Raw genomic sequence first — 22,949 nt, 5'->3', positions numbered from 1 at the left:
TTCCGCCTTCGATATCGCATGCATATTACTGGCCATTCTAGCAAGCGGTTCAGTGGCATATCTATGGCTAAGCCATGAGAAAACGCCGGACACCGCAGCGCCCAAGGAAAGCGAGCCTAAAATCTCGTATCTGTTCGATCATGGGGTGTTGCAACATGCTTCTGATGGCATCGGCGAATTCTGCGCGCTTGAGCCCGGCTTTCACGAATGGTCGGACCTTTATGATTTCGCGGTGGAAATGTTTCCACAATTTCCACCTGAACCAAAATCCGGGATCGCCGGGAGCCAGTATATTTCGTCCAGCGATACCACCACTTCGAGGCAGATAAAAATTTCGTGGGATCAGCACCTGTGTCGTATCGTCGTTTTCGACCCGGACAAAGAAGATCCGCTTGCAGAAACCGATAGCCGTACCCTGTTGCGCTGCTTGTCTTCTGGATTGAGCATTCCAGTATGGCACACGAACAAAGCGGGGAAAATTCTTTGGTCGAACAACGCCTGCCACGAATTGCACGAACGGGTATACCCTGGCCAACCGTGTAGCGCCCAACCGCTGTTTGACCCCGTCCGCCTTGAGGCCGCAAAACGGATTTCCGTCAGGATCGCATCCACACAGAAAAAGGAATGGTACGAAATCACCAATATCGAAATCCAGGGAGTGCTGTGCTATCAGGCTATCTGTGTGACCGACCTAGTCCGCGCCGAAGAAGCACGCCGCAATTTTGTGCAGACTCTGACCAAGACATTCGCCCATCTTTCTATCGGGCTTGCCATCTTCGACCGCAACAACCAACTGGCGCTGTTCAATCCGGCGTTGGTGGATCTTTCTTCACTAGACGCAGAGTTTCTTAGCAGTCGACCGACGCTCCATTGCTTTTTTGACCGTTTGCGTGAAAACCGTAAAATGCCCGAACCCAAAAACTATACCGACTGGCGCTTGGCGATCTCCGATCTCATTTCCGCAGCTCATGACGGGCGATATGAAGAAACATGGTCCATAGATACGGGGCAAACGCTCCGCGTGAGGGGGCGCCCACACCCTGACGGAGCAACAGCGTTTCTTATCGAAGACATCAGCGCCGAAGTCAGCCTGACCCGAAGCTTTCGCGCCGAGTTGGAACTGGGCCAGTCATTGCTGGACACCCTAGAAGATGCGATCGCGGTCTTTTCAATGGCTGGTGTCCTGACATTTTCCAATGCAGCGTATCAGAAGCTTTGGCAGGTAGACCCGGAAAAAGCTTTTGCCGATGTCACGATTTATGATGCCGTGCAGATCTGGAAACGCAGATGTGCCCCAAACTTTTCCTGGGGAGAAATCGAAAGCTATGTCGGTAACATCGAGGATCGAAAACACTGGAGCATGCCGGTGTATCTGTCCGAAGGATCGCAAATGACCTGTAACATCTCACCAATTACCGCGGGTGCGACGCTAATCAGGTTTCATATGTCAGAAAAACTGACCACACCCGCCGTCGCCCAGGATTTGATAGCGACCCCTTAGCGTACCAAGCTCGCCTCTTTCGCCTTGCGGCGCATAGGTCTGCCCAAGTAACCTTGGCACCATGGCATCGCGAAATCTTTCCCTTAACCTGCACGACGCAGATCACACCGCCGGACTTGCCCGAACGCTTGGGCGTGTTCTGGAACCAGGCGATACAATCCTGCTCACCGGAAATGTCGGCGCGGGAAAAACCCATTTCGCGCGCGCGCTGATCCTGTCATTGCTGTCCCACCCCGAAGATATTCCGTCTCCGACGTTTACGCTCGTGCAAACCTATGAATCCACGCGTGGGATGATCTGGCATGCTGATCTTTATCGCCTCAGCTCCAGTTACGAAGTTGAGGAACTCGGCCTTAGCGACGCGTTTCATGACGCGATCTGTCTGGTTGAATGGCCGGACCGTCTTGGCAGCCTTTCGCCCGATCACGCGTTGGAGCTGGCAATTGAAGCGACAGGTGACGAGACCCGAGAGATCACCGCAAGCTGGACAAATAAGAAATGGTCAAAAAAGCTTGATGGGTGGGCACCATGACCACACGCGAAGCCTGTGCACAGGCGTTCATTCAGCAGGCGGGCTGGGCGCATGCGACGCGCCATTTGCTTGCTGGGGACGCCTCGAACCGTCGGTATGACCGCTTGACCCGGTCAGACGGCAGCAGCGTGGTTCTTATGGACGCACCGGCGGACAAGGGCGAAGACGTTCGCCCGTTCATGCACATCGCCCAATGGCTTGGCCGTCAAGGATTGAGCGCACCGAAAATATACAACGCCGATGTGGAAAACGGTTTTCTTCTTATCGAGGATCTAGGTGACGCGCTGTTTGGGAAGTTGATGGTGGAAACCCCGGAAGCGACCATGCCTCTTTACGTCGCAGCAACGGATGTATTGATCCAGTTGCATCAGATGCCGCCGCCAAAGCTGCCGGTTTGTGATACGGATTGGCTGTTGGACGCAACGCAATTAGTCTTTGACTGGTACGCCCCTGACGGCAACGCGTCGGCTGCGTTCAACACGTTGTTCCGTCCGCATGCCAGACGGCTTGATGATGTGTCACGCTTCATGATTTTGCGTGATTATCACGCTGAAAATCTATTGTGGCTACCGGGGCGCGACGGCACTGCCCAGGTCGGGTTGCTTGACTTTCAAGACGCCCTGCTTGGTCATCCCGCGTACGATCTGGTGTCGATCTTGCAAGATGCCCGACGCGATGTCTCTCCCGATATCCAAGCTGCCATGATCGCCCGGTACGTGGAAAAAAGCGAGGCTGACGCTGACGATTTCAACCGCGCTTTCGCTTTGCTTGGGGTGCAGCGCAACCTGCGCATACTGGGTATCTTCGCCCGGCTTTGCCTGCGGGATGGCAAGACACATTACGTTGACCTGATTCCTCGTGTTTGGGGATATATCCAGCGAAATCTCGATCATCCTGACCTGCGCGATCTGGCATCGCTGATAAACGAAGCTCTGCCCGTCCCTGACAAGGGCTTCCTTGAGGACTTGAAAGCAAGATGCGCAACACTCCGAACGCCGTAATGATGTTTGCCGCAGGTTTCGGCACACGAATGAAGCATTTGACCAAAGATCAGCCTAAACCGATGATCAGGGTTTCCGGCCGTCCCTTGATCGACCACGCTCTGGACCTGGCGGACGCAGTCAGACCAGAACGCATCGTGGTGAACCTTCATTACAAGCCAGAGCCATTGTTGGCCCATCTCCAAGGGCGCAACGTGCGCACGATTGTCGAGCAGCCTGACATCCTGGAAACAGGTGGCGGATTGCGTAACGCGCTGCCTCTGTTAGGCGACGGGCCGGTATTTGCCATGAATACCGATGCAATCTGGGCCGGGCCGAACCCACTTGCCTTGGCATTGGATGCGTGGGAACCCGACAAGATGGATGCGCTGTTGGTGTGCGTTCCGGGCGCGCGGGCCATTGGCCATTCCGGGGCCGGGGACTTCACGATGTCGTCCGACGGGCGGCTATCGCGTGGGCCCGGCATAATCTATGGCGGTGTCCAGATCATCAAGACCGACTTACTGGGCACCATGTCAGAAAAGGCATTCTCGTTGAATGTGGTATGGGACCAAATGCTAACACAGGGCCGGTTGTTCGGAATTTGCTATCCGGGGCGCTGGTGCGACGTGGGTCATCCCGAAGGTATAGAGATGGCTGAACGCATGTTGGGAACCCTAGATGTTTGAACCCCAGCACGAACCCCGGGTCTTTGGTGTGGCACCCGGAATAGACTTCCCCAAAGATCTGGTCGCCGGCCTTTTAGAACGACTGCAAGGTCAGCCGGCACATATCATTGGTCAAGTTGATCTGGTGGTGAACACACGGCGCATGCAACGCCGCCTCCGCGAGGTGTTCGACACGGGTCCTGCCAGCTTGTTGCCCCGAATCCATCTTATCGACAATCTAGATACGCTTGCACCGCACATCGCTTTGCCGCTTCCCAGCCCGACCCTGCGGCGGCGGCTTGAACTGATCACGCTGGTGTCCAAGCTGTTGGATTACGCGCCCGAGCTTGCGCCGCGAACATCGCTTTATGATCTGTCCGACAGTTTGGCGCAGTTGATCGACGAAATGCAGGGCGAAGGCGTCCCGGTTGAGGCTATCACCAGTCTTGACGTCAGTGATCAGTCCGGCCATTGGGAACGGTCCAAGCAGTTTCTTTCGATTGCCCACAAATATCTGGGTGACAGCATTTCCCGCCCCGACCCACGGGCGCGCCAACGCCAGATCGTGCAGCAACTGATCGCGGACTGGACCGAAAATCCGCCCCAAAACCCAATAATCGTTGCGGGATCTACCGGTTCTCGGGGCACGTCTGCGTTGCTGATGAAAGCCGTGGCATGTTTACCGCAGGGGGCGGTGATCTTGCCCGGGTTCGACTTCGATATGCCCACCGCCGTATGGACGGATTTAGGCGAAGACCAGGAAAAACTTGCGCAAGATCATCCGCAATATCGTTTCCGCCACCTTTTATGTGAACTCGATATGCCGCGCAGCAAAATCGGTGCCTGGACCGATGCGGTCCCGCCCTCGCCCGAGCGGAATGCGTTGGTGTCATTATCGTTGCGCCCAGCGCCTGTCACTCACGTCTGGCTTACCGAAGGGCCAAAATTGCCCGATCTTGTTTCAGCGACCAAGGGGTTGACGCTCATCCAGGCCCCTACCCCACGGGCCGAAGCGTTGGCGATCGCCCTGCGGCTGCGCCAAGCGGTAGAGGATGGTCAAACCGCCGCCTTGATCACCCCTGACCGGCTTTTGTCGCGTCAGGTTACATCGGCTCTCGACCGGTGGAACATAGTGCCAGACGATAGCGCCGGCCTCCCGCTTCATCTGTCGCCTCCGGGGCGGTTTTTGCGACACGTCGCAGGTCTTTTCCTGCGCAAGCTCGATTCCGAAGCCTTGCTGACCCTGCTCAAACACCCCCTGACCCACAGCGGCGGTGACAGGAACATCCACCAGCTCAATACCCAGCGTCTTGAACTTCAGCTGCGGCGCGACGGGCTGCCTTATCCCACAGCCGATAGTGTACTTCGGTTGTCGCAAAAGACGGTTTCCCGGTCGAAGGACCCGTTGCAAATGGACGCATGGGCACAGTGGGTCGGATCGTGCGTGACTGGTGTAGAGATTGGCAAGGAACGACCTTTGGAAGAATGGGTCGCCGCGCATATCGATCTTGCCAATGCCATTGCCGACGGCTCCAACCCATCGACCGCCAGTGAGCTATGGAAACATCTCGCTGGCGAAGAAGCCAGCAACGTCATGACCAATCTTTGCGAGAATGCCGCCTACGGAGACACTATGTCTGCGTCGGACTATGCAGATTTGGTGGGGGCATTATTGCAGCAAGGTGAAATTCGCGATCGTGACGCCCCGCATCCGGGCGTGATGATATGGGGAACCCTCGAGGCTCGCGTGCAGGGTGTGGACCTGATTATCATGGGCGGCCTGAATGACAGCATGTGGCCCGAATCCCCGGCACCGGACCCATGGCTAAATCGAAAAATGCGCATGAAAGCGGGATTGTTGCTTCCCGAACGGCGGATCGGATTGTCCGCACATGATTACCAGCAATCCATCGCCGCCCCCGAAGTCTGCCTGACCCGGGCAATTCGATCAGATGAAGCTGAAACAGTGCCTTCGCGTTGGTTGAACCGCTTGGGCAACCTTTTGAACGGGCTCTCTGATCAAAGCGGTGACAGGGCGTGGAAATCCATGGTCGAACGCGGTGACTATTGGCTGGCACAGGCCCGCGCACTGGAAGCGGTGCGACGCGAGCCACCAGCCCCGCGCCCTTCGCCGCGCCCCCCGCGGGCAGCGCGCCCCCATGCCTTGTCAGTAACCGAGATCAAGCGACTTATCCGGGACCCTTATGCGATCTACGTCAAGCACAGTTTGAAATTACGGGCCCTGAACCCGTTGGTGCAATCACCCGACGCCCCGGTGCGCGGTATCATCGTTCATGAAATAATGGAGCGTTTCATCAAGTCGGTGATGGTCGAGCCAGAAAACCTTACAAAGGCACACTTGTTAGAGACCGCATCGACGGTATTGGATGCCGAGGCCCCCTGGCCTGCCGCGCGTGTGATGTGGCTGACCAAAATAGAAAGAATTGCTGACTGGTTCATTGAAAACGAGGTGAAACGCCAAAGCTATTCCAGGCCCGCCGCGTTTGAAAAAGCGGCCAAGGGTCGCCATGTTTTAGCGGATTTGGGCTTTACCCTCACTGGGTATGCCGACCGTATCGACCGGACCGACGACGGCGATATATTGATATACGACTACAAGACCGGCACCCCTCCCAGTGTCGCTGAGCAAAAAGCCTTTGACAAACAGTTGCTGCTGGAGGCGGCGATGATTGAAGAGGGCGGATTCAAGGAGATTGGCCCGGCGACGGTGGCTCGGGCCGCGTATATCGGTCTTGGCAGCAAGCCGATAGAACGGCCGGCACCGCTTGAAGATGAACCCCCACATGAAGTGCTTGCCAAATTGCATGCGCTGATTACCAGCTATCTGTCCGAGGATCAGGGGTTCACCTCGCGGCGGATGGTGAAGACCACGGACTTTGCAGGAGACTATGACCAGTTGGCCCGTTTTGGTGAATGGGATGCCACAACCGAGCCGACACCGGAGGATCTGAAATGACTGTGCCATTCGATGATGCCACCCGCGCCCAAATAGACGCTGCTCGTCCTGACGCCTCTACTTGGCTGGGGGCAAACGCCGGGTCCGGCAAAACCCGCGTTCTGACCGATCGTGTGGCGCGTTTGTTGCTGAATGGCGTCGAACCCCAACACATTCTGTGCCTGACCTATACCAAAGCCGCGGCATCCGAAATGCAAAACAGGCTCTTTAAAAGGCTTGGCGCATGGGCGATGCTGAAGGACGATGAGCTTCGCCTTGCGCTGACAGAGCTGGGCGTTTCAGACGAGTTTACCCCGGCTAAAATGCGCATGGCCCGCACGTTGTTTGCCCGCGCAATTGAAACACCGGGGGGTCTGAAGATCCAGACAATCCATTCGTTCTGTGCATCTTTGCTCCGGCGTTTTCCTCTCGAGGCAGGTGTAAGCCCGCAGTTCACCGAGATCGAAGACCGCGCCGCTGACCTATTGCGGAGCCAGATTGTCGATGACATGGCAGAAGGCCCAGATGCCGATTTGATCATCGCGCTGGCACGACACTACTCTGGCGAAGACTTCGCCAAGTTAACCCGCAGCATCGTGAATCAAAGGGAAGGCTTTGCGCAGGCATCGACTTGGCAAAGCATCCTGTCGCTATTCGGGTACCCTGCGGATCTTACCGAAAAATCCATCACGACATCCGTCTTTCTGGGATCAGAAGCGGCGATCCTTGATGCGATGATACCGCCTATGCTTGCCAAGGGCGGGCTTGACGGAAAAGCCGCGGAAAAGCTCAAGTTGATCGGGGCGCTGGATATCACCGCCCTGCCCGTCCTGGAAGATGTTTTTCTGACAGGCACCGGCGCGAAGGAGCCATTTACCGCGAAAATCGGCTCTGTACCAACCAAACCTACGCAAAAGCTATTGTTTGACCTGATGCCACAAATCGATGATCTGATGCGGCGGGTCGAAGGTGCACGCGATGCAAGGCTGGCGCTGAAAGCGGCGCAGAAAACACATGTGCTGCATCAATTTGCGCGGCGATTTCTGCACGTCTACGCGCTAGAGAAACAAAAATGCGGCTGGCTTGATTTTGATGACTTGATCTTGAAGGCTCGCAACCTGTTAACCAACCCTGCGGTGGCTGCATGGGTCTTATACCGTATTGATGGGGGCATCGATCATATTCTGGTGGATGAATCCCAAGATACCAGCCCCCGCCAATGGGACGTGATCGAACGGTTGACCGATGAATTCTATAGCGGCGAAGGGGCGAGGGACACCGAGGATCGCACGCTGTTCGTTGTAGGCGATAAGAAACAGTCGATATATTCGTTCCAGGGTGCAGACCCACGTGAGTTTGACCGAAAACAGGACATTTTCGAAGCCAAAATAACTCAAGCAAACCAGATTTTTCAGCGGCGTAGTCTCGATTATTCGTTCCGATCTTCGTCTGCGGTTCTTGGCTTGGTCGATGCAACCTTGGCACCTCATTCAGATGCCGGGTTTGATCAAAATACCCGGCACAAGGCATTCAAATCCGCGCTACCCGGTCGTGTTGATCTGTGGCCGCTGGTTGAAAAAACCGACGAAACCGACGACCGGGAATGGTCTGACCCAGTCGATCAAAAGTCGTCGCACCATCATAGCGTCGTATTGGCCACCCAGATTGCGCAAAAGATCAAAACCCTGATCGATGAAGAAAACTATTTGCCGGTTGATACTGATGACCCCGGAAAATTCGCCCGGCGACGGATCACCGCGGGTGATTTTTTGATCCTGGTCCAGCGCCGCAGTGACCTGTTTTCAGAGATTATCAGTGCCTGCAAAACAGCTGGCCTGCCTATTGCCGGGGCGGATAGATTGAAAGTCGGTGCAGAACTGGCGGTCAAGGATCTTGGGGCGCTGTTGTCCTTTCTTGCCACGCCCGAAGACAGCTTGGCCCTGGCGACTGCATTAAAGTCGCCACTGTTTGGCTGGACCGAGCAGATGCTCTTTACCTTGTCGCACTACCGTTCCGAAGACCATCTTTGGCAAGCGTTGCGCAGCAGTACCCAATACCCTGAAACCGTTGCGATCCTGCGGGACTTACGCGCTCATGTCGACTTTTTACGACCCTACGACCTGATTGAACGGATCCTTACCCGTCATGACGGACGGCGCAGGCTGTTGGCCCGCTTAGGGTCTGAAGCCGAAGATGGGATAAATGCGATGCTATCGCAGGCGCTATCCTATGAACGCGGTTCCATTCCCAGTTTGACAGGTTTTCTGGTTTGGATGCAGACCGACGATCTTGAGATAAAACGCCAGATCGACAACGCATCCGACCAAATCAGAGTGATGACGGTTCATGGCGCGAAAGGTCTTGAGGCACCGATTGTGATTTTGCCTGATACTGCCAAACGTAACCTGGTTATCCGGGATGAAATTATCAACATCGGTGTCACCCCGGTCTGGAAAGTCGGCGAAGGCGACATGCCATCGGCTATGCGAACCGCATTGAGCGAACGCAAGGATCTGGAGATAGCCGAACGTCTGCGCCTGCTTTATGTTGCAATGACCCGTGCCGAAAAATGGCTGATCGTCGCCGCTGCGGGTGAATTGCCCAAGGACGGAAACAGCTGGTACCAGATGATCGGTGCCGCCATGAATGATGTCGGTGCCAAGCCGATCGGCACGAACGGGATGCTCAGGTTTGAATACGGGGATTGGGATAACTTACCTATCGCCGAAACCAAACGTTCTTTGGAGTTCGATCCAACGTTAGAGCCTGTATTTACGAAGGCTCTGGTTGAAATCCCCCTGCGTAGAACGACTACATCGCCCTCGGATCTCGGGGGTAGAAAAGCCCTGCCCGGTGAAGATGGGCTAAGCGAAGACGAAGCGAAATCATACGGCAACCTTGTTCACAAGCTGTTGGAAACCCTACCGTTGATGCAAAGCGATCAATGGGATGGAAAACTGGCGACACTTGCCGATCGCTATGATGCCAAAGTTGCCAATGCCGCGCTAAAGGAAGCAGTGGCTGTGATGAACACCCCGGAAATTCAGCGGATTTTCAAGGCCGACGCGCTGGTTGAAGTGCCTATTACCGCCCCTTTCGGCAAGCGGCGCCTGCATGGCACGATCGACCGGCTGTTGGTGACCAATACCGAAGTGCTTGCCATAGACTTCAAGACCAACCGCATCGTGCCTGCCACCCCTGAGGGCTGTCCCGATGGCCTGTTGCGTCAGATGGGTGCCTATGCCTCCGCACTTGCACAGGTTTTTCCCGACCACCGCGTCAGCACGGCGATATTGTGGACGCGGACTGCCAAGCTGATGACCTTACCGGACATACTTATCACAAACGCCCTATCGCTGGTTCCCGATCTTGACGAAGTGCCGGAGGCTACCTAGATTCCCACCTTAACCAATCCTTGTGCAGGAGCAGCAACATGGCAACCGTCGCAGTCACAGACGCAACATTCGACGCAGAAGTTAAGAATTCCGATCTTCCCGTTGTGGTGGATTTTTGGGCAGAGTGGTGTGGCCCCTGCAAACAAATCGGCCCCTCGCTCGAAGAACTTTCGGCGGAAATGGACGGCAAGGTGAAAATCGTCAAGGTCAACGTTGACGAGAATCCGAACAGCCCTGCCCAGATGGGCGTTCGCGGCATCCCTGCCCTGTTCATCTTCAAAAACGGCGAAGTGGTGTCCAACATGGCCGGTGCCCGGCCTAAGGCAGCTTTGCAAAGCTGGATCGAAGAATCGATCTAAGCCTTTTGGTATTAAATGAATTAAAGGACGCGCCAGAAATGGGGCGTCCTTTTTACATGGGCCAGCCGAAACGTTCAAATCGCGCCGCGATTTTGCTGTGCACGTCGTCGCGTCCGGCATTGATGCTTTGGGTTTGCCAGAACCAGTACAGGTACCGGGCATAGTCCGGCCGGGCTTGCGCCACGTTGGTAAATGCAGTGGCCAAATAAGTCATATCCGCTTTTATGGCTATGTGATGAAAGTCTATATTTCCAAACAACAACGCGGGTTTGCCAAAGAAGTACCCGGCGAAAGCCACGCTCGAATTTTGGGTCACTACATAGTCGCAGGTCTGTAACATCGGTATCATTCCGCCTGCCTCAACGCGCAAACGGCTATTATCGCGTTCCAATTTGTCTAGTGCTGCAATTTCACGCGCCGAGTAGTTTTCGTTGGGGTGTATGGTCGCGATGATCCTTCGACCCGGATCATGGGCAAGGCAGTTTTCAAGCATTTCGATGGGGCTGCACACCTGAAACGACCGTTTCTCTTGCAACTTGCCCTGAAGCGGCACATAGACAATTCCATCGCGCGACAGATTATGCGTTGCGTCCCCATACAGACGCTTCTGCCAGGCGTTATAGAAACGCGCCGCCTCGGCCCCGGAGACCGCCGCCGGGTCATATGAAGCTTTTGCAACATCCCATTCCCAGCGGCTGGCGGAACTGTCGATCTGCCAAAACGGATATTCGTATACCCGGCGGAATATCAGCCCGCGGGATCCGGGGGGCGGCTTCATATGGCTTAACACATAGGTTTGGTCAGTGCGATTTTGATCTCCGTGCAACCTATATTCGACCCTAAAGCCGGCAGATTCAAGCAGGAGCGCCATCTTGGCGATGAACGGGTGATTGCCCGCAAGTGCGCTTTCAAGCAGGCCGGGTTCTAACAGGATATGGACTGTTTGATTATACGTCATCATCTGACGCTAGCCTCGGCAACAGATCGCCACAAGTGGGCCGACCCTTGTCCCTTTGGTTTTCGGGGACCATATAGGGCTGAAGCAAAGGAGACCGCGCATGTCGAAACAAGAATTCCCCGGATGGCACGGGACCACCATCATCGGGGTGAAAAAGGACGGTGAAGTCGTGATCGCCGGCGATGGACAGGTCAGTCTGGGCCAGACGGTCATCAAAGGCACCGCTCGCAAGGTCCGCAGGCTAAGCCCCGGCGGCTTTGACGTGGTTGCGGGATTTGCAGGATCAACAGCGGATGCATTTACCCTGCTTGAGCGGCTTGAAGCAAAACTGGAGGCGACTCCCGGTCAACTCGCCCGCGCAAGCGTCGAGCTGGCAAAGGACTGGCGCACCGACAAGTACCTGCAAAAACTCGAGGCGATGTTGATCGTCACTGATGGCAAGGAACTGCTGGTGATCACCGGTGCGGGCGACGTGCTGGAACCTGAACACAACGTCGCGGCCATCGGGTCGGGCGGGAATTATGCGCTGGCCGCTGCGCGCGGCATGATGGATAGCAGTCGCGATGCGGAAACCATTGCCCGTGACGCCATGAAGATCGCGTCAGATATCTGCGTATACACGAACGGCAACCTCACGGTGGAGAAAATCAAACCATGACCGATCTGACCCCTCGCGAAATCGTTTCCGAGCTTGACCGGTTTATCATCGGTCAGAATGATGCAAAACGCGCCGTCGCCGTTGCGTTGCGGAACCGTTGGCGCCGCAAACAACTGGGCGACGATTTGCGCGACGAAGTTTATCCCAAAAACATTCTGATGATCGGCCCGACCGGCGTTGGTAAGACCGAGATAAGCCGCCGCTTGGCCAAGCTGGCACGGGCACCGTTTTTGAAAGTTGAAGCGACAAAGTTCACCGAAGTCGGCTATGTCGGACGGGATGTCGAACAGATCATCCGCGATCTTGTCGATAGTGCGATCGTGATGACCCGCGAATACATGCGCGAAGACGTCAAGGTCAGCGCCCACAAGGCGGCGGAAGAACGCGTGATTGATGCGATTGCGGGTGCTGATGCCCGCGAAGGTACACGCGACATGTTCCGCAAGAAACTGAAGTCGGGCGAGTTGGACAGCACGATGATCGAACTTGAGGTGGCCGATACCTCCAGTCCATTCCCGATGATGGATATTCCCGGCCAACCCGGCGGCGGAATGGGCATGATGAACCTGGGCGATTTGTTTGGCAAAGCCATGGGCGGTCGGAAGGTGAAAAAGCGGCTCTCGGTCGCGGAAAGCTACGAAGTATTGATCAGCGAGGAAGCTGACAAACTGCTGGATGATGAAACAGTGAACCGCGCCGCAATCGATGCAGTGGAGCAGAACGGCATCGTGTTTCTGGATGAGATTGACAAGGTTTGCGCCCGTTCCGATGCGCGGGGCGGCGACGTATCGCGCGAGGGTGTGCAGCGCGATCTGCTACCCCTGATCGAAGGGACCACCGTTTCGACGAAGCATGGCCCGGTCAAAACCGACCATATCTTGTTCATTGCGTCGGGTGCGTTTCACATCGCCAAGCCGTCCGATCTGCTTCCTGAATTACAGGGCCGTCTGCCAATCCGGGTCGAGTTACGCGCGCTTACCGAAGGTGATTTCGTGCGCATCCTGACAGAAACCGATAACGCTCTGACGTTGCAGTACACCGCCTTGATGGGCACGGAAGAGGTTGAGGTTTCGTTCACCGAAGATGGCATCGAGGCATTGGCAAAGATTGCCGCCGATGTGAACCAATCCATCGAGAATATCGGTGCGCGCAGACTCTATACCGTAATGGAAAGGGTATTCGAAGAGCTGTCCTTTAGCGCGCCTGACCGTGGAGGCGAAAAAGTGGTGGTTGACGGTGATTTCGTTGAAAAGAACCTTGGCGAATTGACCCGATCCACCGATCTGTCGCGTTACGTTCTTTAGGGCTTTTCAATATGCCATGCGCCTGAGAATGATGGCGCATGGCTTACCTTCAGTTTATTCGCGCCAATTGGCTGTTTTTATTGGCAGGTTTCCTGCTGACATTTACATCTTCGTACGGTCAGACCTATTTTATTTCGCTTTTCGCCGGTGAAATTAAGGGAAGCTTTGGCCTGAGTGACGGCCAATGGGGTGGCATCTATACTATCGGAACCACACTGTCGGCCATCACCATGGTTTGGGCAGGTGTGCTTACCGACAGGTTCAGGGTGCGCCGTTTGTCGTTCTGGGTGATGGTCGCGCTCGCCACAGCATGTCTGGCGATGGCGGCGGTGCCCAACTGGATCGCACTGATCCTTGTCATTTATGCGCTGCGGCTGACTGGTCAAGGGATGATGTCACAACTGGGTGCTGTTGCCATGGTGCGCTGGTTCGAGGCAGCACGCGGCAAGGCATTGTCGCTGTCATCGTTGGGATTTGCCGTCGGGCAAGCGATACTGCCCGTTGTGTTCGTGGCGTTATTTGCCAGTTTTCATTGGCGCAGCCTGTGGGTGTTGGCCGCCGGGCTGGTGCTGCTTACCATGCCGGTCATGCTGATGCTGTTGCGGCATGAGCGAACCCCGCAATCCATGTCACAGACAACCCAATCTGCCGGTATGGAAGGGCACCACTGGACCCGCGGGCAGATGATCCGGCATGGATTATTCTGGCTGATGATCCCGATGATCATAGGCCCCGCGGCGTGGGGCACGGCCCTGTTCTTTCAACAGGTCCATCTGACCGAGGTCAAAGGCTGGTCGCTGGTCAGCTTTGTGGCGCTGATGCCGCTTTATACGGTCACCTCCGTTATCTCGACCTTTGTATCAGGGTGGGCAGTGGACCGTTTTGGCGTGATACGGGTCACCCCCGTCCAGATGCTGCCCTTTGCTGCATCATTTGCCGTGCTCGCCTATGCTGACACAATTCCGATGGCCGGGGTGGGCTTACTGATATTCGGCATCGGGCAGGGGATGCAGGCCACCGCCACCTCGGTGTTCTGGGCTGAGTTCTACGGGACGCGTCATATCGGTTCGATCAAGGCTGTCGCCGCCGCATTGATGGTTTTTGGGTCAGCAATAGGGCCGGGCATCACCGGGTTGTTCATAGATCTGGGCGTGGATTTTCCTGAACAGATGATCCCGATCGCGATTTATTATGTGATCGCGGCGATCATGGCGACGACCGGAATTCTTAGGTACCAAAGCAGACTGGTTCCGCGTCAGCGGTGACGGCGAAGATACACATAGTAAGCGCCACCGCCCCCGTGGCTGATATGGGCCTGACTGACCTGCAATACAGCAGCGGAAAGCGGCGGCATCGATAGCCACTGCGGGACCTGATGGCGCAAAACACCGTGACGGACAGGGATCGGTCCGCCTTCATCGCGCATTTTGCCCTTGCCTGTGATGACCAGAACCAAGCGCCTTCCTTTGGCGTGCGACCCCAGAATGAACTTGGTCAGCGCCGGATGGGCGCGGTCGAGCGTCATGCCGTGCAGGTCGATCCGGCCTTCGGGGCGGATTTTTCCACGTTTCAACCTGCCGAATGCCTTGCTGTCCATCTGCACCGGAGATTTGCGGATCTGGTCGGGTAGGGACGGCATCAAATCATGCGCATTGCTGCGGGGTTTTGGCGTAGGTTTGCCCAGCACAACAGAGGTCGTTTTGCGGATTTTCGGAAGGCTGGGTGCCGGCGCATCTATCTCGGGCCGAAAAAGCTGATTCACGTCGAGCTTTTCCGTTCGCTCTGTCACCTTTTGCCAAAGCGACAGATCATCCTTATTTAGACGCTTTCGGGTCATTCCAGCGGTTCCGGCAGTAATCCATATGCCCGTTGAATTGGCATTAGAACCATCATCCGCCCCGGATCGCGTAGCTTACCCGCAGCCCGCCCGGCACCGTCGCCGGTGCCAAAGAAGACATCTGCCCGCTGGGCCCCCTTGATAGCTGACCCGGTATCCTGGCCGATCATCAAACGGTGCAAAGGATCGGCTCCAGCCTTCTCTATCCAGACGGGGGCACCGAGCGGTACAAATTTTGGATCGACCGCAATGGTACGCAGCGGTGTCACAGACCGGTTCATCGCGCCAAGCGGGCCTTGATCGGCGGGAACCTGGTTAACCTCTCGGAAGAATACGTACGACGGGTTATGGTAGAGCAATTCGCGTCCATCTGCCGGATTGCGCCGCACCCAGTTTTTTATCACGTCAGCACTTACCTGATGGACGTCATAAATACCTCTGCGCACCAGTTCGACACCGATGGACCGATACGGGTGACCATTGGCACCGCGATAACCAACCCGAAGGTACTTGCCACTTGGAAGGTGGATACGTCCGGAACCTTGTATTTGAAGGAAGAAAAGCTCAACCGGGTCATCGACATAAGCAATTTCCAGCCCGCGATTCTTCATCACGTCGGTGTCCAGAATATCACGCCTGGTTAACCACGGGTTATTGCTTTCGGCTTCCGAGGGCATGGCGTAGACGGGATAACGGTACCGATCCGAAGGGTACAAATCACCCTCGAGTTCGGGTTCAAAATAGCCGGTAAACAGCGCTTCCTGCCCATCTTCGATCAACACCGGGCGGAAGAACAATTCAAAAAACTGTTTCGGATCGGGGGAGGTATTGGCGAATTTACACAGGTTGCGCCAGTCGACGTCCTTCATGTCGCCGCATGTGTTCAGGAATGTCCTCAGCGCCGCTGCATGATCATCGGCTTCCCAACCATCGAGCTGGCTGAAATCCATAATTGTATAGGAAACATCCGCATTTGCGGGCGGCACCGTCAGGCCCGCCCACAACAATGCATACCAAAAGGCACGCCTTATCCGTCTGTAGAAACGAGCAACCAATTTGGATCATCCGAGCCCATGACACGAGAGAACACCCACGTGTCTTTTTGACGTTTCACTTCGGTTGGGCTGCCTTCGACGACATTACCGTCGCGATCTTTTACAACCGATGTCATCTCGGCAACATAACGGATGGTGAGCTCCGCTTCATTGGTGGTCCGGTCCATCGTCGCGTTGACGAGTTCCATCTCCCGGATACCGATAAAGTGAGATTCAACCGTCAATCCTTGGTCTTCGCGGGCCGCGACCCCATCAAGGAAGCTTTCGTAAATCTCTTCTGACAAGAAAGGTTGAATATCACCAAGATTGCCATGCTCATAACCCATCACGATCATCTCGTATGCGCCGCGTGCACCGCCAAGGAAATCACTTACACCAAACGAAGGTTCGACACGCTTCATTTCAGCCAGGGCCAGAGCGGAATCCGACCCTTCGGGCGCGTGATCGGTGATATCAAGATCAGGACCACCTTCAATCACCTCGAATGCAGGTCCCTTCGTTGTTTTTTGCGGAGCTTCGACAGCCGTTGGCTTTTCATAGCCATCTCGCGTGCCAAGAACATTTTTCAGACGCAAAATCAGGAACACTGCAATACCGGCAAGTACCAGAAGCTGTATCAGTGGCGAATTCATAGGTACCTCGTATTAAGAAACATGGAAACGTCGGTGTATTGCCCCTATGTAGGGTGTGAACCGGGCCAAGTCCACTCTGGCCCTCAGGAAAGGATCTTGGCCATGTGGCTATTTTTGGCATTTATTGCCGTACCATTGATAGAGATAACATTATTCATCCAAGTCGGTGGCATAATCGGCTTGGGATGGACGTTGGCAATTGTTGTGCTGACAGCGATTATCGGCACCTATCTAATGCGCGCGCAAGGGGCGTTGGCGCTTGGTCAGATCAAGAAATCCCTGTCCGAAGTTCGCGACCCTACTGAACCTTTGGTGCACGGGGCAATGATCCTGTTTGCCGGTGCGTTGTTGCTTACACCGGGCTTTTTCACCGATGCGGTTGGCTTTGCTTTGCTGATCCCCGCTGTTCGTACCGCCGCGTTCAAAGCGGTGCGTAGTAAAATCAAGGTTAGCGGGTCAGTTAACATGGGCGGCAATATGCATGATCCGCGGCAGCAAAAACGCCCACAACCGCATCGCCCTATGCAAGGTGATATCATTGACGGCGAATATCACGAGCTTCCCGATGGTGACAGCCGCCCCAAACGCCCGTCGGGCTGGACAGACCATTGAGCGCCGTCAACCGATCTGATAAGCCCTGCCAATGAATTTTTAGTTTCAGGGGTCCTAAATATGGCTGAAGAAGAAGCAACACAACCTACTCAGGCAGCGCAGCCACAATTGCGCATCTTGGGGCAGTTCATCCGCGACATGTCATTTGAAAACATCATGGCACAAAAAGGCGCGCCAACCGATGTTCAACCGGACGTCCAAGTACAAGTAAATCTGGACGCAAAAAAGCGTGCGGCTGATAACCAGTATGAATCGGCTATCAAGCTACAGGTTACTTCAAAGGCAAAAGAAGGCGATGTAACGCTGTTTCTCCTGGAAATCGATTATGTCGGCGTCTTTCATGTAGAAGGTGTTCCAGATGACCAGATGCACCCGTTTCTGCTGATCGAATGCCCACGGATGATTTTCCCGTTCCTGCGCCGGGTGGTGAGTGACATCACGCGTGATGGTGGGTTCCCGCCGTTGAACCTTGAAAATATCGACTTTGTTGCTTTGTACCGCAACGAGATCGCACGTCGGCAAGCCGAGTCTGCACAAAAAGCTGACGCTTAAAGCGTTTTCCAAACAGCTCTGTCGCCCAATTTATCGACAAACTCGGTATGGGCGGCAGCTTCTTCTTTTGTGATGCGCGAGGGCAGGGGCATTGGACGCGGCTTGGGTGTCCATTCTGATCGGTGATCACCCGCTACAGGTTCTGGCTGGCTCGACAGGCCGAAATCCGGTTGGCGACCGCCGATAAGCTCAAGATATACTTCGGCAAGAATTTCACTATCAAGCAAGGCGCCGTGCAAGGTGCGCGATGTGTTATCGATACCAAATCGCCGACACAAAGCATCCAGCGATGCAGGCGACCCCGGAAAACGTTTGCGTGCAATAGCCAGCGTGTCCAACGCCTGTTCCCACGGGATCTGCGGAAGGTTCATCCACTTCAGCTCGGCATTCAGAAACTTGATATCAAATGCTGCATTGTGAATGATCAGCTTGGAATCACCGATGAAATCAATAAAATCTCTGCCGATTTCGGCAAACTTGGGTTTGTCGCGCAGAAAATCATCGCCAAGGCCATGCACCTGAAATGCTTCGTCGGGCATGCTCCGTTCAGGGTTGATATATTGATGATAGGTCTTGCCCGTAGCCATGTGACCGATCAGCTCCACCGCGCCTATCTCGACAATACGGTCGCCGGTTTCAGGATCAAAGCCGGTGGTTTCCGTATCCAGAACGATCTCACGCATGGCGTATCCTTTCCTTGATGTCTTCGATGACCGCCTGCACCTGAGCGCGGGCATGTTCAACGGTGTCGGTTTCGATTACATAGTCGGATAACGCACATTTTTCATTGTTTGGCATCTGTTTCGCGCGGATATTTTCAAATTGTTCCTGAGTCATTGTCCCGCGCGCCATTACCCGCTCCTGCTGCACTTCCCCTGAAACAGTGACACATGCAACGGCGTCCATCCGCAGATTGCCCCCCGTTTCAAAAATCAGTGGAATGTCGAGAACCACAATTTCGCTCCGGGCTGTAGCAAGGAAATTCGCGCGGTCCTTGCCTACCAGTGGGTGTACAATTGCTTCGATCTTCTTCAGGGCAGACTCGTCGCGCGCAATAATTTCTTTAAGAGCAGGGCGGGATATTTCGTCATTGATGACCGCTTCGGGAAATGCCGAACGAAATGCACTAACCGCCGCCCCGCCTTTTTCGTACAGTCGGTGCACTGCCGCATCTGCGTCCCAGACCGCACAGCCAGCGTCAGCGAACATTTTTGCAGTCGTCGATTTCCCCATGCCGATCGATCCGGTCAGCCCGAGCATAAACATCAAAGCAACGCCGCGGTGCGTGCTGCACGGTCAACCTCAGGGCGGGTGCCAAACCAGCGTTCAAAACCAGGGACGGCCTGGTGAAGCAGCATACCCAACCCATCGACGGTCACGCATCCCAATTCTTCGGCAGTCTCAAGAAGCTTGGTTTTCAGTGGGGCGTAAACCAGATCGGTCACCACGGTGTTAGGGCTGAGACCGTCGAGGGGCACCCGTAGCTCGGGCTTGCCAATCATGCCCAGCGATGTGGTATTAACCACCAACGCCGCATGGTCCAACATATTGCCTGCTTGTACCCAGTCGTACACCGTAACGCGGTTACCAAAGACAGATTTCAGTCGATCGGCACGCACGCGCGTGCGGTTCGACAACATGATTTCGGGTACCCCTGCATCCAGCAATGATGCAATAACAGCGCGGGCGGCACCACCTGCGCCCAATACCGCCGCTGGGCCAGCCTGTGGTGCCCAGTTTGGTGCCCCGTTCTTTAAATTTTCAAGAAAACCGTAACCGTCTGTATTATCGCCCTGGATCTTCCCATCTGCCCGAAAAATCAATGTGTTCACGGCACCGATCAGTGCAGCGCGGTCGGTCACAAAATCCGCGATTTCCATTATGGCTTCTTTGTGGGGTAGCGTCACATTGGCCCCGACAAACCCCATCTTGGGTAAGGTCAAAATGACGTCTTTCAAGTTAGCCGGCTCTACTTCCATTGGCATGTAGGCACCTTGAATACCCAGAGTTTTCAGCCAGTGACCATGGATTTTTGGCGACTTCGAATGTGCGATCGGATAGCCGATCACTCCGGCAAGCGGTATTTTAGGCAAACTCATGCAGGCAAGTTCCCTCTTAAAGTCAGATAATTAAGCAGCTCGAGCAGCGGCAATCCTAGAACATTAAAGTAATCACCTTCAATACCGCTGAAAAGTCTTACGCCTTCTTCCTCAAGTTTGTATCCGCCTACTGACTGGCGGATGCTATCCCAGTTTCGCGTGACGTAATCTTCGATATAAATGTCTGATGCCTCACGCATCCGCAGTCTTACTTGACCCACGTGGCGCCAGATTGGTTTTCCACCTTCCACGATGACTGCGGCGGATAAAAGGCTGTGGCGATCACCCGCCAATGATTTTATTTGGGCGACCGCATGTTCAGGTGACGCGGGTTTGGACAGCAGTTGCCCGCGGTGATCCAGCACTTGATCACATCCCAGAACCAAAGCTTCGGGGTTCCTGTCGCTGACCTTGCGCGCCTTCATTTCGGCCAGAGTGTCAGCGATATCACGCGGCGATGCGTCTTCTGCCAGAAGGGCGGCTTTAATCGTTTCTTCATCAATTCGAGCAACGCTGACCTCGTGCGGGACATTTGCGCGTTGCAACATCTCTGTACGCACGGGTGAAGCAGATGCGAGGATTAGTGTTTGTGACATGGGGATAAACCTGTGAACGACCTTAAGAACTTTTTAAGGATTTCTCGGTAGGAAAGCGAGGGTAACCGACTTGCCCAGGTATAGCCCTGATTTTCGGTCACGTTGTCCCGGGTTATACGGGGAGGGATAAGGATAAAACCGCAACACCCTTTATATGTTTAATCCCAAGTTTATCCCCAGAACACTACAATATTTTCTGCGCTCTATATCTCGTTAAGCTACTGATATTAATAATTATTAACGACGGTGTACTTTGTTGTCCTCTATCGTGACAATTCAATGTGCACAGGTGGATAAATCAACGCATAACTGGATAATCCACAGGTTTTGTGTACTCTACTTACATCATCATCTTTCTTCTTTTCTTATTTATATTAGAAAGACCGCGATGAATGGAGAGTGACATGTCTGACCTTCTGGCCGCCGTTTACCCTTGGGCGAAGGCTTTACATATCATGGCTGTTATCTCTTGGATGGCTGCGTTGTTCTATCTGCCGCGGCTTTTGGTGCATCACACCGAACAAGTTGGGTTGCAGGGGCCGATCCACGAGCTGTTTTCAATGATGGAATTCAAGCTTGCCACGATAATCATGCGGCCGGCTATGATCGCCACGTGGATTTTTGGGCTAAGCCTAGTTTTTACACCCGGCGTCGTCGATTGGACGGCTTGGTGGCCATGGACCAAAGGGATCGGCGTGATCGCGATGACAGCGTTCCATGAATGGCTTTACGCCCGGGTCAAAGACTTTGCTTCGGGAAGCAACACGGTAACGGGTAGACAATACAGAATTATGAACGAAGTCCCGACGGTATTGATGATTGTCATCGTCCTGTCTGTGGTGGTGAAATTCTAAGCGGATTGACGAAACGTCGACTTCTGACTATGTGTTTCAGCGCACCCCGTTCGGGGAGGCATCATTCTGTCCATTTAATTGATACGACCGCCCTTAACACGGGACCGGAATAGGATATTGTCCATGACAACCGAAACGCTAAACCTTGCTGATCTGAAGGCACAGACACCCAAGAATCTTCTTGCGATGGCTGAAGAGCTTGAGATTGAAAACGCGTCGACGATGCGTAAAGGCGAGATGATGTTCCAGATTCTGCGCGAGCGCGCTGATGAAGGTTGGGAAATCTCCGGCGACGGCGTTTTGGAAGTTCTACAAGACGGCTTTGGCTTCTTGCGGTCCCCCGAAGCAAACTATCTTCCCGGTCCCGACGACATCTACATGTCTCCCGAGATGATCCGCCAACATTCGCTGCGTACCGGGGATACGATTGAAGGTCTCATCAAGGCACCTGACGACACCGAACGTTATTTTGCCTTAACCGAAGTGACCAAAATCAACTTTGAGGCCCCCGAAGAGGCGCGGCACAAGGTGGCATTTGAAAACTTGACGCCGCTCTATCCCGATGAACGGCTCACGATGGAAGTCGAGGACCCGACAGTAAAAGACAGGTCGGCGCGTATTATTGATCTGGTTTCACCAATCGGCAAGGGACAGCGTTGTCTGATTGTCGCACCGCCACGAACCGGTAAAACTGTTCTGCTCCAGAATATCGCAAACTCGATCGAAAAAAATCACCCTGAGTGTTATCTTATCGTGCTTCTCATCGATGAACGCCCGGAAGAAGTTACCGATATGCAGCGGAGCGTTAAGGGCGAAGTGGTATCATCGACATTTGATGAGCCCGCCACCCGCCACGTGGCAGTTTCCGAAATGGTAATTGAAAAGGCCAAACGCTTGGTCGAACACAAACGCGATGTGGTGATCTTACTTGATTCGATTACGCGTTTAGGGCGCGCTTTCAACACCGTAGTACCTTCGTCAGGTAAAGTATTGACCGGCGGTGTTGACGCAAACGCCCTGCAACGGCCTAAACGCTTCTTTGGCGCTGCGCGAAACATCGAAGAAGGTGGATCACTGACAATTATTGCGACCGCGTTGATTGATACCGGCAGTCGCATGGATGAAGTCATATTTGAAGAATTCAAAGGTACCGGTAACTCGGAAATCGTGTTGGATCGCAAGATTGCCGACAAACGCGTCTTCCCTGCGATAGATATCCTTAAATCCGGTACGCGTAAGGAAGATTTGCTTGTAGATAAACTGGACCTTCAGAAAACCTTTGTCCTGCGTCGTATTTTGAACCCCATGGGGACAACTGATGCTATCGAATTCTTGATCGGCAAGCTGAAACAGACTAAAACCAATTCTGACTTCTTCGATTCAATGAATACATAAATATTC

22 protein-coding genes are annotated in these 22,949 nt (G+C 54.4%); 14 read left to right on the top strand and 8 right to left on the bottom strand.

Annotated elements, in window-relative coordinates; translation table 11 throughout:
- Positions 1–52: 52 nt before the first annotated feature.
- From AC13DE_RS13850 to trxA, 7 genes are all read left to right on the top strand, one after another.
- The gene (locus AC13DE_RS13850) at positions 53–1,501 is read left to right on the top strand and encodes a PAS-domain containing protein (protein ID WP_483048159.1); all 1,449 of its coding nucleotides are present in this window, start codon (positions 53–55) and stop codon (positions 1,499–1,501) included.
- Positions 1,502–1,562: 61 nt separating this feature from the next.
- Positions 1,563–2,033, top strand: coding sequence for a tRNA (adenosine(37)-N6)-threonylcarbamoyltransferase complex ATPase subunit type 1 TsaE (tsaE, locus tag AC13DE_RS13845; protein WP_483048158.1), 471 nt, complete (start codon positions 1,563–1,565; stop codon positions 2,031–2,033).
- Complete coding sequence (locus AC13DE_RS13840) at positions 2,030–3,034, top strand: aminoglycoside phosphotransferase family protein (protein WP_483048157.1); 1,005 nt, start codon at positions 2,030–2,032, stop codon at positions 3,032–3,034. Before tsaE ends, AC13DE_RS13840 begins: the two co-directional genes overlap by 4 nt.
- The gene (locus AC13DE_RS13835) at positions 3,010–3,702 is read left to right on the top strand and encodes a nucleotidyltransferase family protein (protein ID WP_483048156.1); all 693 of its coding nucleotides are present in this window, start codon (positions 3,010–3,012) and stop codon (positions 3,700–3,702) included. Before AC13DE_RS13840 ends, AC13DE_RS13835 begins: the two co-directional genes overlap by 25 nt.
- Complete coding sequence (addB, locus tag AC13DE_RS13830; protein WP_483048155.1) at positions 3,695–6,658, top strand: double-strand break repair protein AddB; 2,964 nt, start codon at positions 3,695–3,697, stop codon at positions 6,656–6,658. Before AC13DE_RS13835 ends, addB begins: the two co-directional genes overlap by 8 nt.
- On the top strand, positions 6,655–10,032 hold the full coding sequence (gene addA / locus AC13DE_RS13825; RefSeq protein WP_483048154.1) for a double-strand break repair helicase AddA: 3,378 nt from the start codon (positions 6,655–6,657) through the stop codon (positions 10,030–10,032). The genes addB and addA overlap by 4 nt, the downstream gene beginning before the upstream one ends.
- A 38-nt stretch (positions 10,033–10,070) precedes the next feature.
- Positions 10,071–10,391, top strand: coding sequence for a thioredoxin (gene trxA / locus AC13DE_RS13820; RefSeq protein WP_446296331.1), 321 nt, complete (start codon positions 10,071–10,073; stop codon positions 10,389–10,391).
- Positions 10,392–10,443: 52 nt separating this feature from the next.
- On the opposite strand, the gene AC13DE_RS13815 is transcribed toward trxA, so the two are convergent.
- Positions 10,444–11,352 (bottom strand): hypothetical protein, encoded by a 909-nt coding sequence (locus AC13DE_RS13815; protein WP_483048153.1) that lies wholly within the window; start codon positions 11,350–11,352, stop codon positions 10,444–10,446.
- 97 nt (positions 11,353–11,449) lie between these two features.
- Between AC13DE_RS13815 and hslV the strand changes: the two genes are divergently transcribed.
- The 3 genes from hslV to AC13DE_RS13800 are packed head-to-tail and all read left to right on the top strand — an operon-like array spanning position 11,450 to position 14,576.
- On the top strand, positions 11,450–12,007 hold the full coding sequence (gene hslV, locus AC13DE_RS13810; protein WP_446296333.1) for an ATP-dependent protease subunit HslV: 558 nt from the start codon (positions 11,450–11,452) through the stop codon (positions 12,005–12,007).
- Complete coding sequence (hslU, locus tag AC13DE_RS13805; RefSeq protein WP_483048152.1) at positions 12,004–13,311, top strand: ATP-dependent protease ATPase subunit HslU; 1,308 nt, start codon at positions 12,004–12,006, stop codon at positions 13,309–13,311. The genes hslV and hslU overlap by 4 nt, the downstream gene beginning before the upstream one ends.
- A gap of 38 nt (positions 13,312–13,349) precedes the next feature.
- The gene (locus tag AC13DE_RS13800; protein ID WP_483048151.1) at positions 13,350–14,576 is read left to right on the top strand and encodes an MFS transporter; all 1,227 of its coding nucleotides are present in this window, start codon (positions 13,350–13,352) and stop codon (positions 14,574–14,576) included.
- Here AC13DE_RS13800 and AC13DE_RS13795 read toward each other — a convergent pair.
- The 3 genes from AC13DE_RS13795 to AC13DE_RS13785 all read right to left on the bottom strand — a co-directional run bounded on the left by AC13DE_RS13795 (position 14,567) and on the right by AC13DE_RS13785 (position 16,835).
- Positions 14,567–15,148, bottom strand: a complete 582-nt coding sequence (locus tag AC13DE_RS13795) for a Smr/MutS family protein (protein ID WP_446296336.1) — start codon at positions 15,146–15,148, stop codon at positions 14,567–14,569. The two genes, AC13DE_RS13800 and AC13DE_RS13795, sit on opposite strands and share 10 nt — an antisense overlap.
- Positions 15,145–16,098, bottom strand: coding sequence for a murein transglycosylase A (gene mltA / locus AC13DE_RS13790; protein ID WP_483048435.1), 954 nt, complete (start codon positions 16,096–16,098; stop codon positions 15,145–15,147). The genes AC13DE_RS13795 and mltA overlap by 4 nt, the downstream gene beginning before the upstream one ends.
- A 77-nt stretch (positions 16,099–16,175) precedes the next feature.
- The gene (locus tag AC13DE_RS13785) at positions 16,176–16,835 is read right to left on the bottom strand and encodes a Tim44/TimA family putative adaptor protein (protein WP_446296337.1); all 660 of its coding nucleotides are present in this window, start codon (positions 16,833–16,835) and stop codon (positions 16,176–16,178) included.
- A gap of 102 nt (positions 16,836–16,937) precedes the next feature.
- Between AC13DE_RS13785 and AC13DE_RS13780 the strand changes: the two genes are divergently transcribed.
- Positions 16,938–17,447 carry an FxsA family protein gene (locus tag AC13DE_RS13780; protein ID WP_446296338.1) on the top strand — a complete coding sequence of 170 codons (510 nt, stop codon included), beginning with the start codon at positions 16,938–16,940 and terminating at the stop codon, positions 17,445–17,447.
- A gap of 60 nt (positions 17,448–17,507) precedes the next feature.
- On the top strand, positions 17,508–17,999 hold the full coding sequence (gene secB, locus AC13DE_RS13775) for a protein-export chaperone SecB (protein ID WP_446296339.1): 492 nt from the start codon (positions 17,508–17,510) through the stop codon (positions 17,997–17,999).
- Here the strand turns inward: secB and dnaQ are convergent.
- The 4 genes from dnaQ to AC13DE_RS13755 are packed head-to-tail and all read right to left on the bottom strand — an operon-like array spanning position 17,996 to position 20,694.
- On the bottom strand, positions 17,996–18,682 hold the full coding sequence (dnaQ, locus tag AC13DE_RS13770) for a DNA polymerase III subunit epsilon (RefSeq protein ID WP_446296340.1): 687 nt from the start codon (positions 18,680–18,682) through the stop codon (positions 17,996–17,998). The two genes, secB and dnaQ, sit on opposite strands and share 4 nt — an antisense overlap.
- Positions 18,675–19,265 (bottom strand): dephospho-CoA kinase, encoded by a 591-nt coding sequence (gene coaE / locus AC13DE_RS13765; protein ID WP_483048150.1) that lies wholly within the window; start codon positions 19,263–19,265, stop codon positions 18,675–18,677. Before coaE ends, dnaQ begins: the two co-directional genes overlap by 8 nt.
- Positions 19,265–20,098, bottom strand: coding sequence for a shikimate dehydrogenase (locus AC13DE_RS13760; protein ID WP_483048149.1), 834 nt, complete (start codon positions 20,096–20,098; stop codon positions 19,265–19,267). Before AC13DE_RS13760 ends, coaE begins: the two co-directional genes overlap by 1 nt.
- Positions 20,095–20,694 carry a Maf family protein gene (locus AC13DE_RS13755; protein WP_483048148.1) on the bottom strand — a complete coding sequence of 200 codons (600 nt, stop codon included), beginning with the start codon at positions 20,692–20,694 and terminating at the stop codon, positions 20,095–20,097. Before AC13DE_RS13755 ends, AC13DE_RS13760 begins: the two co-directional genes overlap by 4 nt.
- Positions 20,695–21,098: 404 nt before the next feature.
- Here AC13DE_RS13755 and AC13DE_RS13750 point away from each other — a divergent pair, with 404 nt between their 5' ends.
- Both AC13DE_RS13750 and rho read left to right on the top strand, forming a co-directional pair.
- Positions 21,099–21,548, top strand: coding sequence for a CopD family protein (locus tag AC13DE_RS13750; protein WP_483048147.1), 450 nt, complete (start codon positions 21,099–21,101; stop codon positions 21,546–21,548).
- Between the two features lie 123 nt (positions 21,549–21,671).
- Positions 21,672–22,943: a transcription termination factor Rho gene (rho, locus tag AC13DE_RS13745; protein ID WP_446296345.1), complete on the top strand. Its 1,272-nt coding sequence runs from the start codon at positions 21,672–21,674 to the stop codon at positions 22,941–22,943.
- Positions 22,944–22,949 lie beyond the last annotated feature (6 nt).

The organism is Sulfitobacter sp. L-8, from assembly GCF_056859255.1.
This window is presented reverse-complemented; position numbering and strand designations above follow the sequence as displayed.

Coding starts and splice junctions, on each gene's coding strand:
- tsaE (WP_483048158.1), top strand. CDS start 1,563: ATGGCATCGCGAAATCTTTCCCTTAACCTGCACGACGCAGATCACACC.
- AC13DE_RS13840 (WP_483048157.1), top strand. CDS start 2,030: ATGACCACACGCGAAGCCTGTGCACAGGCGTTCATTCAGCAGGCGGGC.
- AC13DE_RS13835 (WP_483048156.1), top strand. CDS start 3,010: ATGCGCAACACTCCGAACGCCGTAATGATGTTTGCCGCAGGTTTCGGC.
- addB (WP_483048155.1), top strand. CDS start 3,695: ATGTTTGAACCCCAGCACGAACCCCGGGTCTTTGGTGTGGCACCCGGA.
- addA (WP_483048154.1), top strand. CDS start 6,655: ATGACTGTGCCATTCGATGATGCCACCCGCGCCCAAATAGACGCTGCT.
- trxA (WP_446296331.1), top strand. CDS start 10,071: ATGGCAACCGTCGCAGTCACAGACGCAACATTCGACGCAGAAGTTAAG.
- AC13DE_RS13815 (WP_483048153.1), bottom strand. CDS start 11,352: ATGATGACGTATAATCAAACAGTCCATATCCTGTTAGAACCCGGCCTG.
- hslV (WP_446296333.1), top strand. CDS start 11,450: ATGTCGAAACAAGAATTCCCCGGATGGCACGGGACCACCATCATCGGG.
- hslU (WP_483048152.1), top strand. CDS start 12,004: ATGACCGATCTGACCCCTCGCGAAATCGTTTCCGAGCTTGACCGGTTT.
- AC13DE_RS13800 (WP_483048151.1), top strand. CDS start 13,350: ATGGCTTACCTTCAGTTTATTCGCGCCAATTGGCTGTTTTTATTGGCA.
- AC13DE_RS13795 (WP_446296336.1), bottom strand. CDS start 15,148: ATGACCCGAAAGCGTCTAAATAAGGATGATCTGTCGCTTTGGCAAAAG.
- mltA (WP_483048435.1), bottom strand. CDS start 16,098: ATGGATTTCAGCCAGCTCGATGGTTGGGAAGCCGATGATCATGCAGCG.
- AC13DE_RS13785 (WP_446296337.1), bottom strand. CDS start 16,835: ATGAATTCGCCACTGATACAGCTTCTGGTACTTGCCGGTATTGCAGTG.
- AC13DE_RS13780 (WP_446296338.1), top strand. CDS start 16,938: ATGTGGCTATTTTTGGCATTTATTGCCGTACCATTGATAGAGATAACA.
- secB (WP_446296339.1), top strand. CDS start 17,508: ATGGCTGAAGAAGAAGCAACACAACCTACTCAGGCAGCGCAGCCACAA.
- dnaQ (WP_446296340.1), bottom strand. CDS start 18,682: ATGCGTGAGATCGTTCTGGATACGGAAACCACCGGCTTTGATCCTGAA.
- coaE (WP_483048150.1), bottom strand. CDS start 19,265: ATGTTTATGCTCGGGCTGACCGGATCGATCGGCATGGGGAAATCGACG.
- AC13DE_RS13760 (WP_483048149.1), bottom strand. CDS start 20,098: ATGAGTTTGCCTAAAATACCGCTTGCCGGAGTGATCGGCTATCCGATC.
- AC13DE_RS13755 (WP_483048148.1), bottom strand. CDS start 20,694: ATGTCACAAACACTAATCCTCGCATCTGCTTCACCCGTGCGTACAGAG.
- AC13DE_RS13750 (WP_483048147.1), top strand. CDS start 21,099: ATGTCTGACCTTCTGGCCGCCGTTTACCCTTGGGCGAAGGCTTTACAT.
- rho (WP_446296345.1), top strand. CDS start 21,672: ATGACAACCGAAACGCTAAACCTTGCTGATCTGAAGGCACAGACACCC.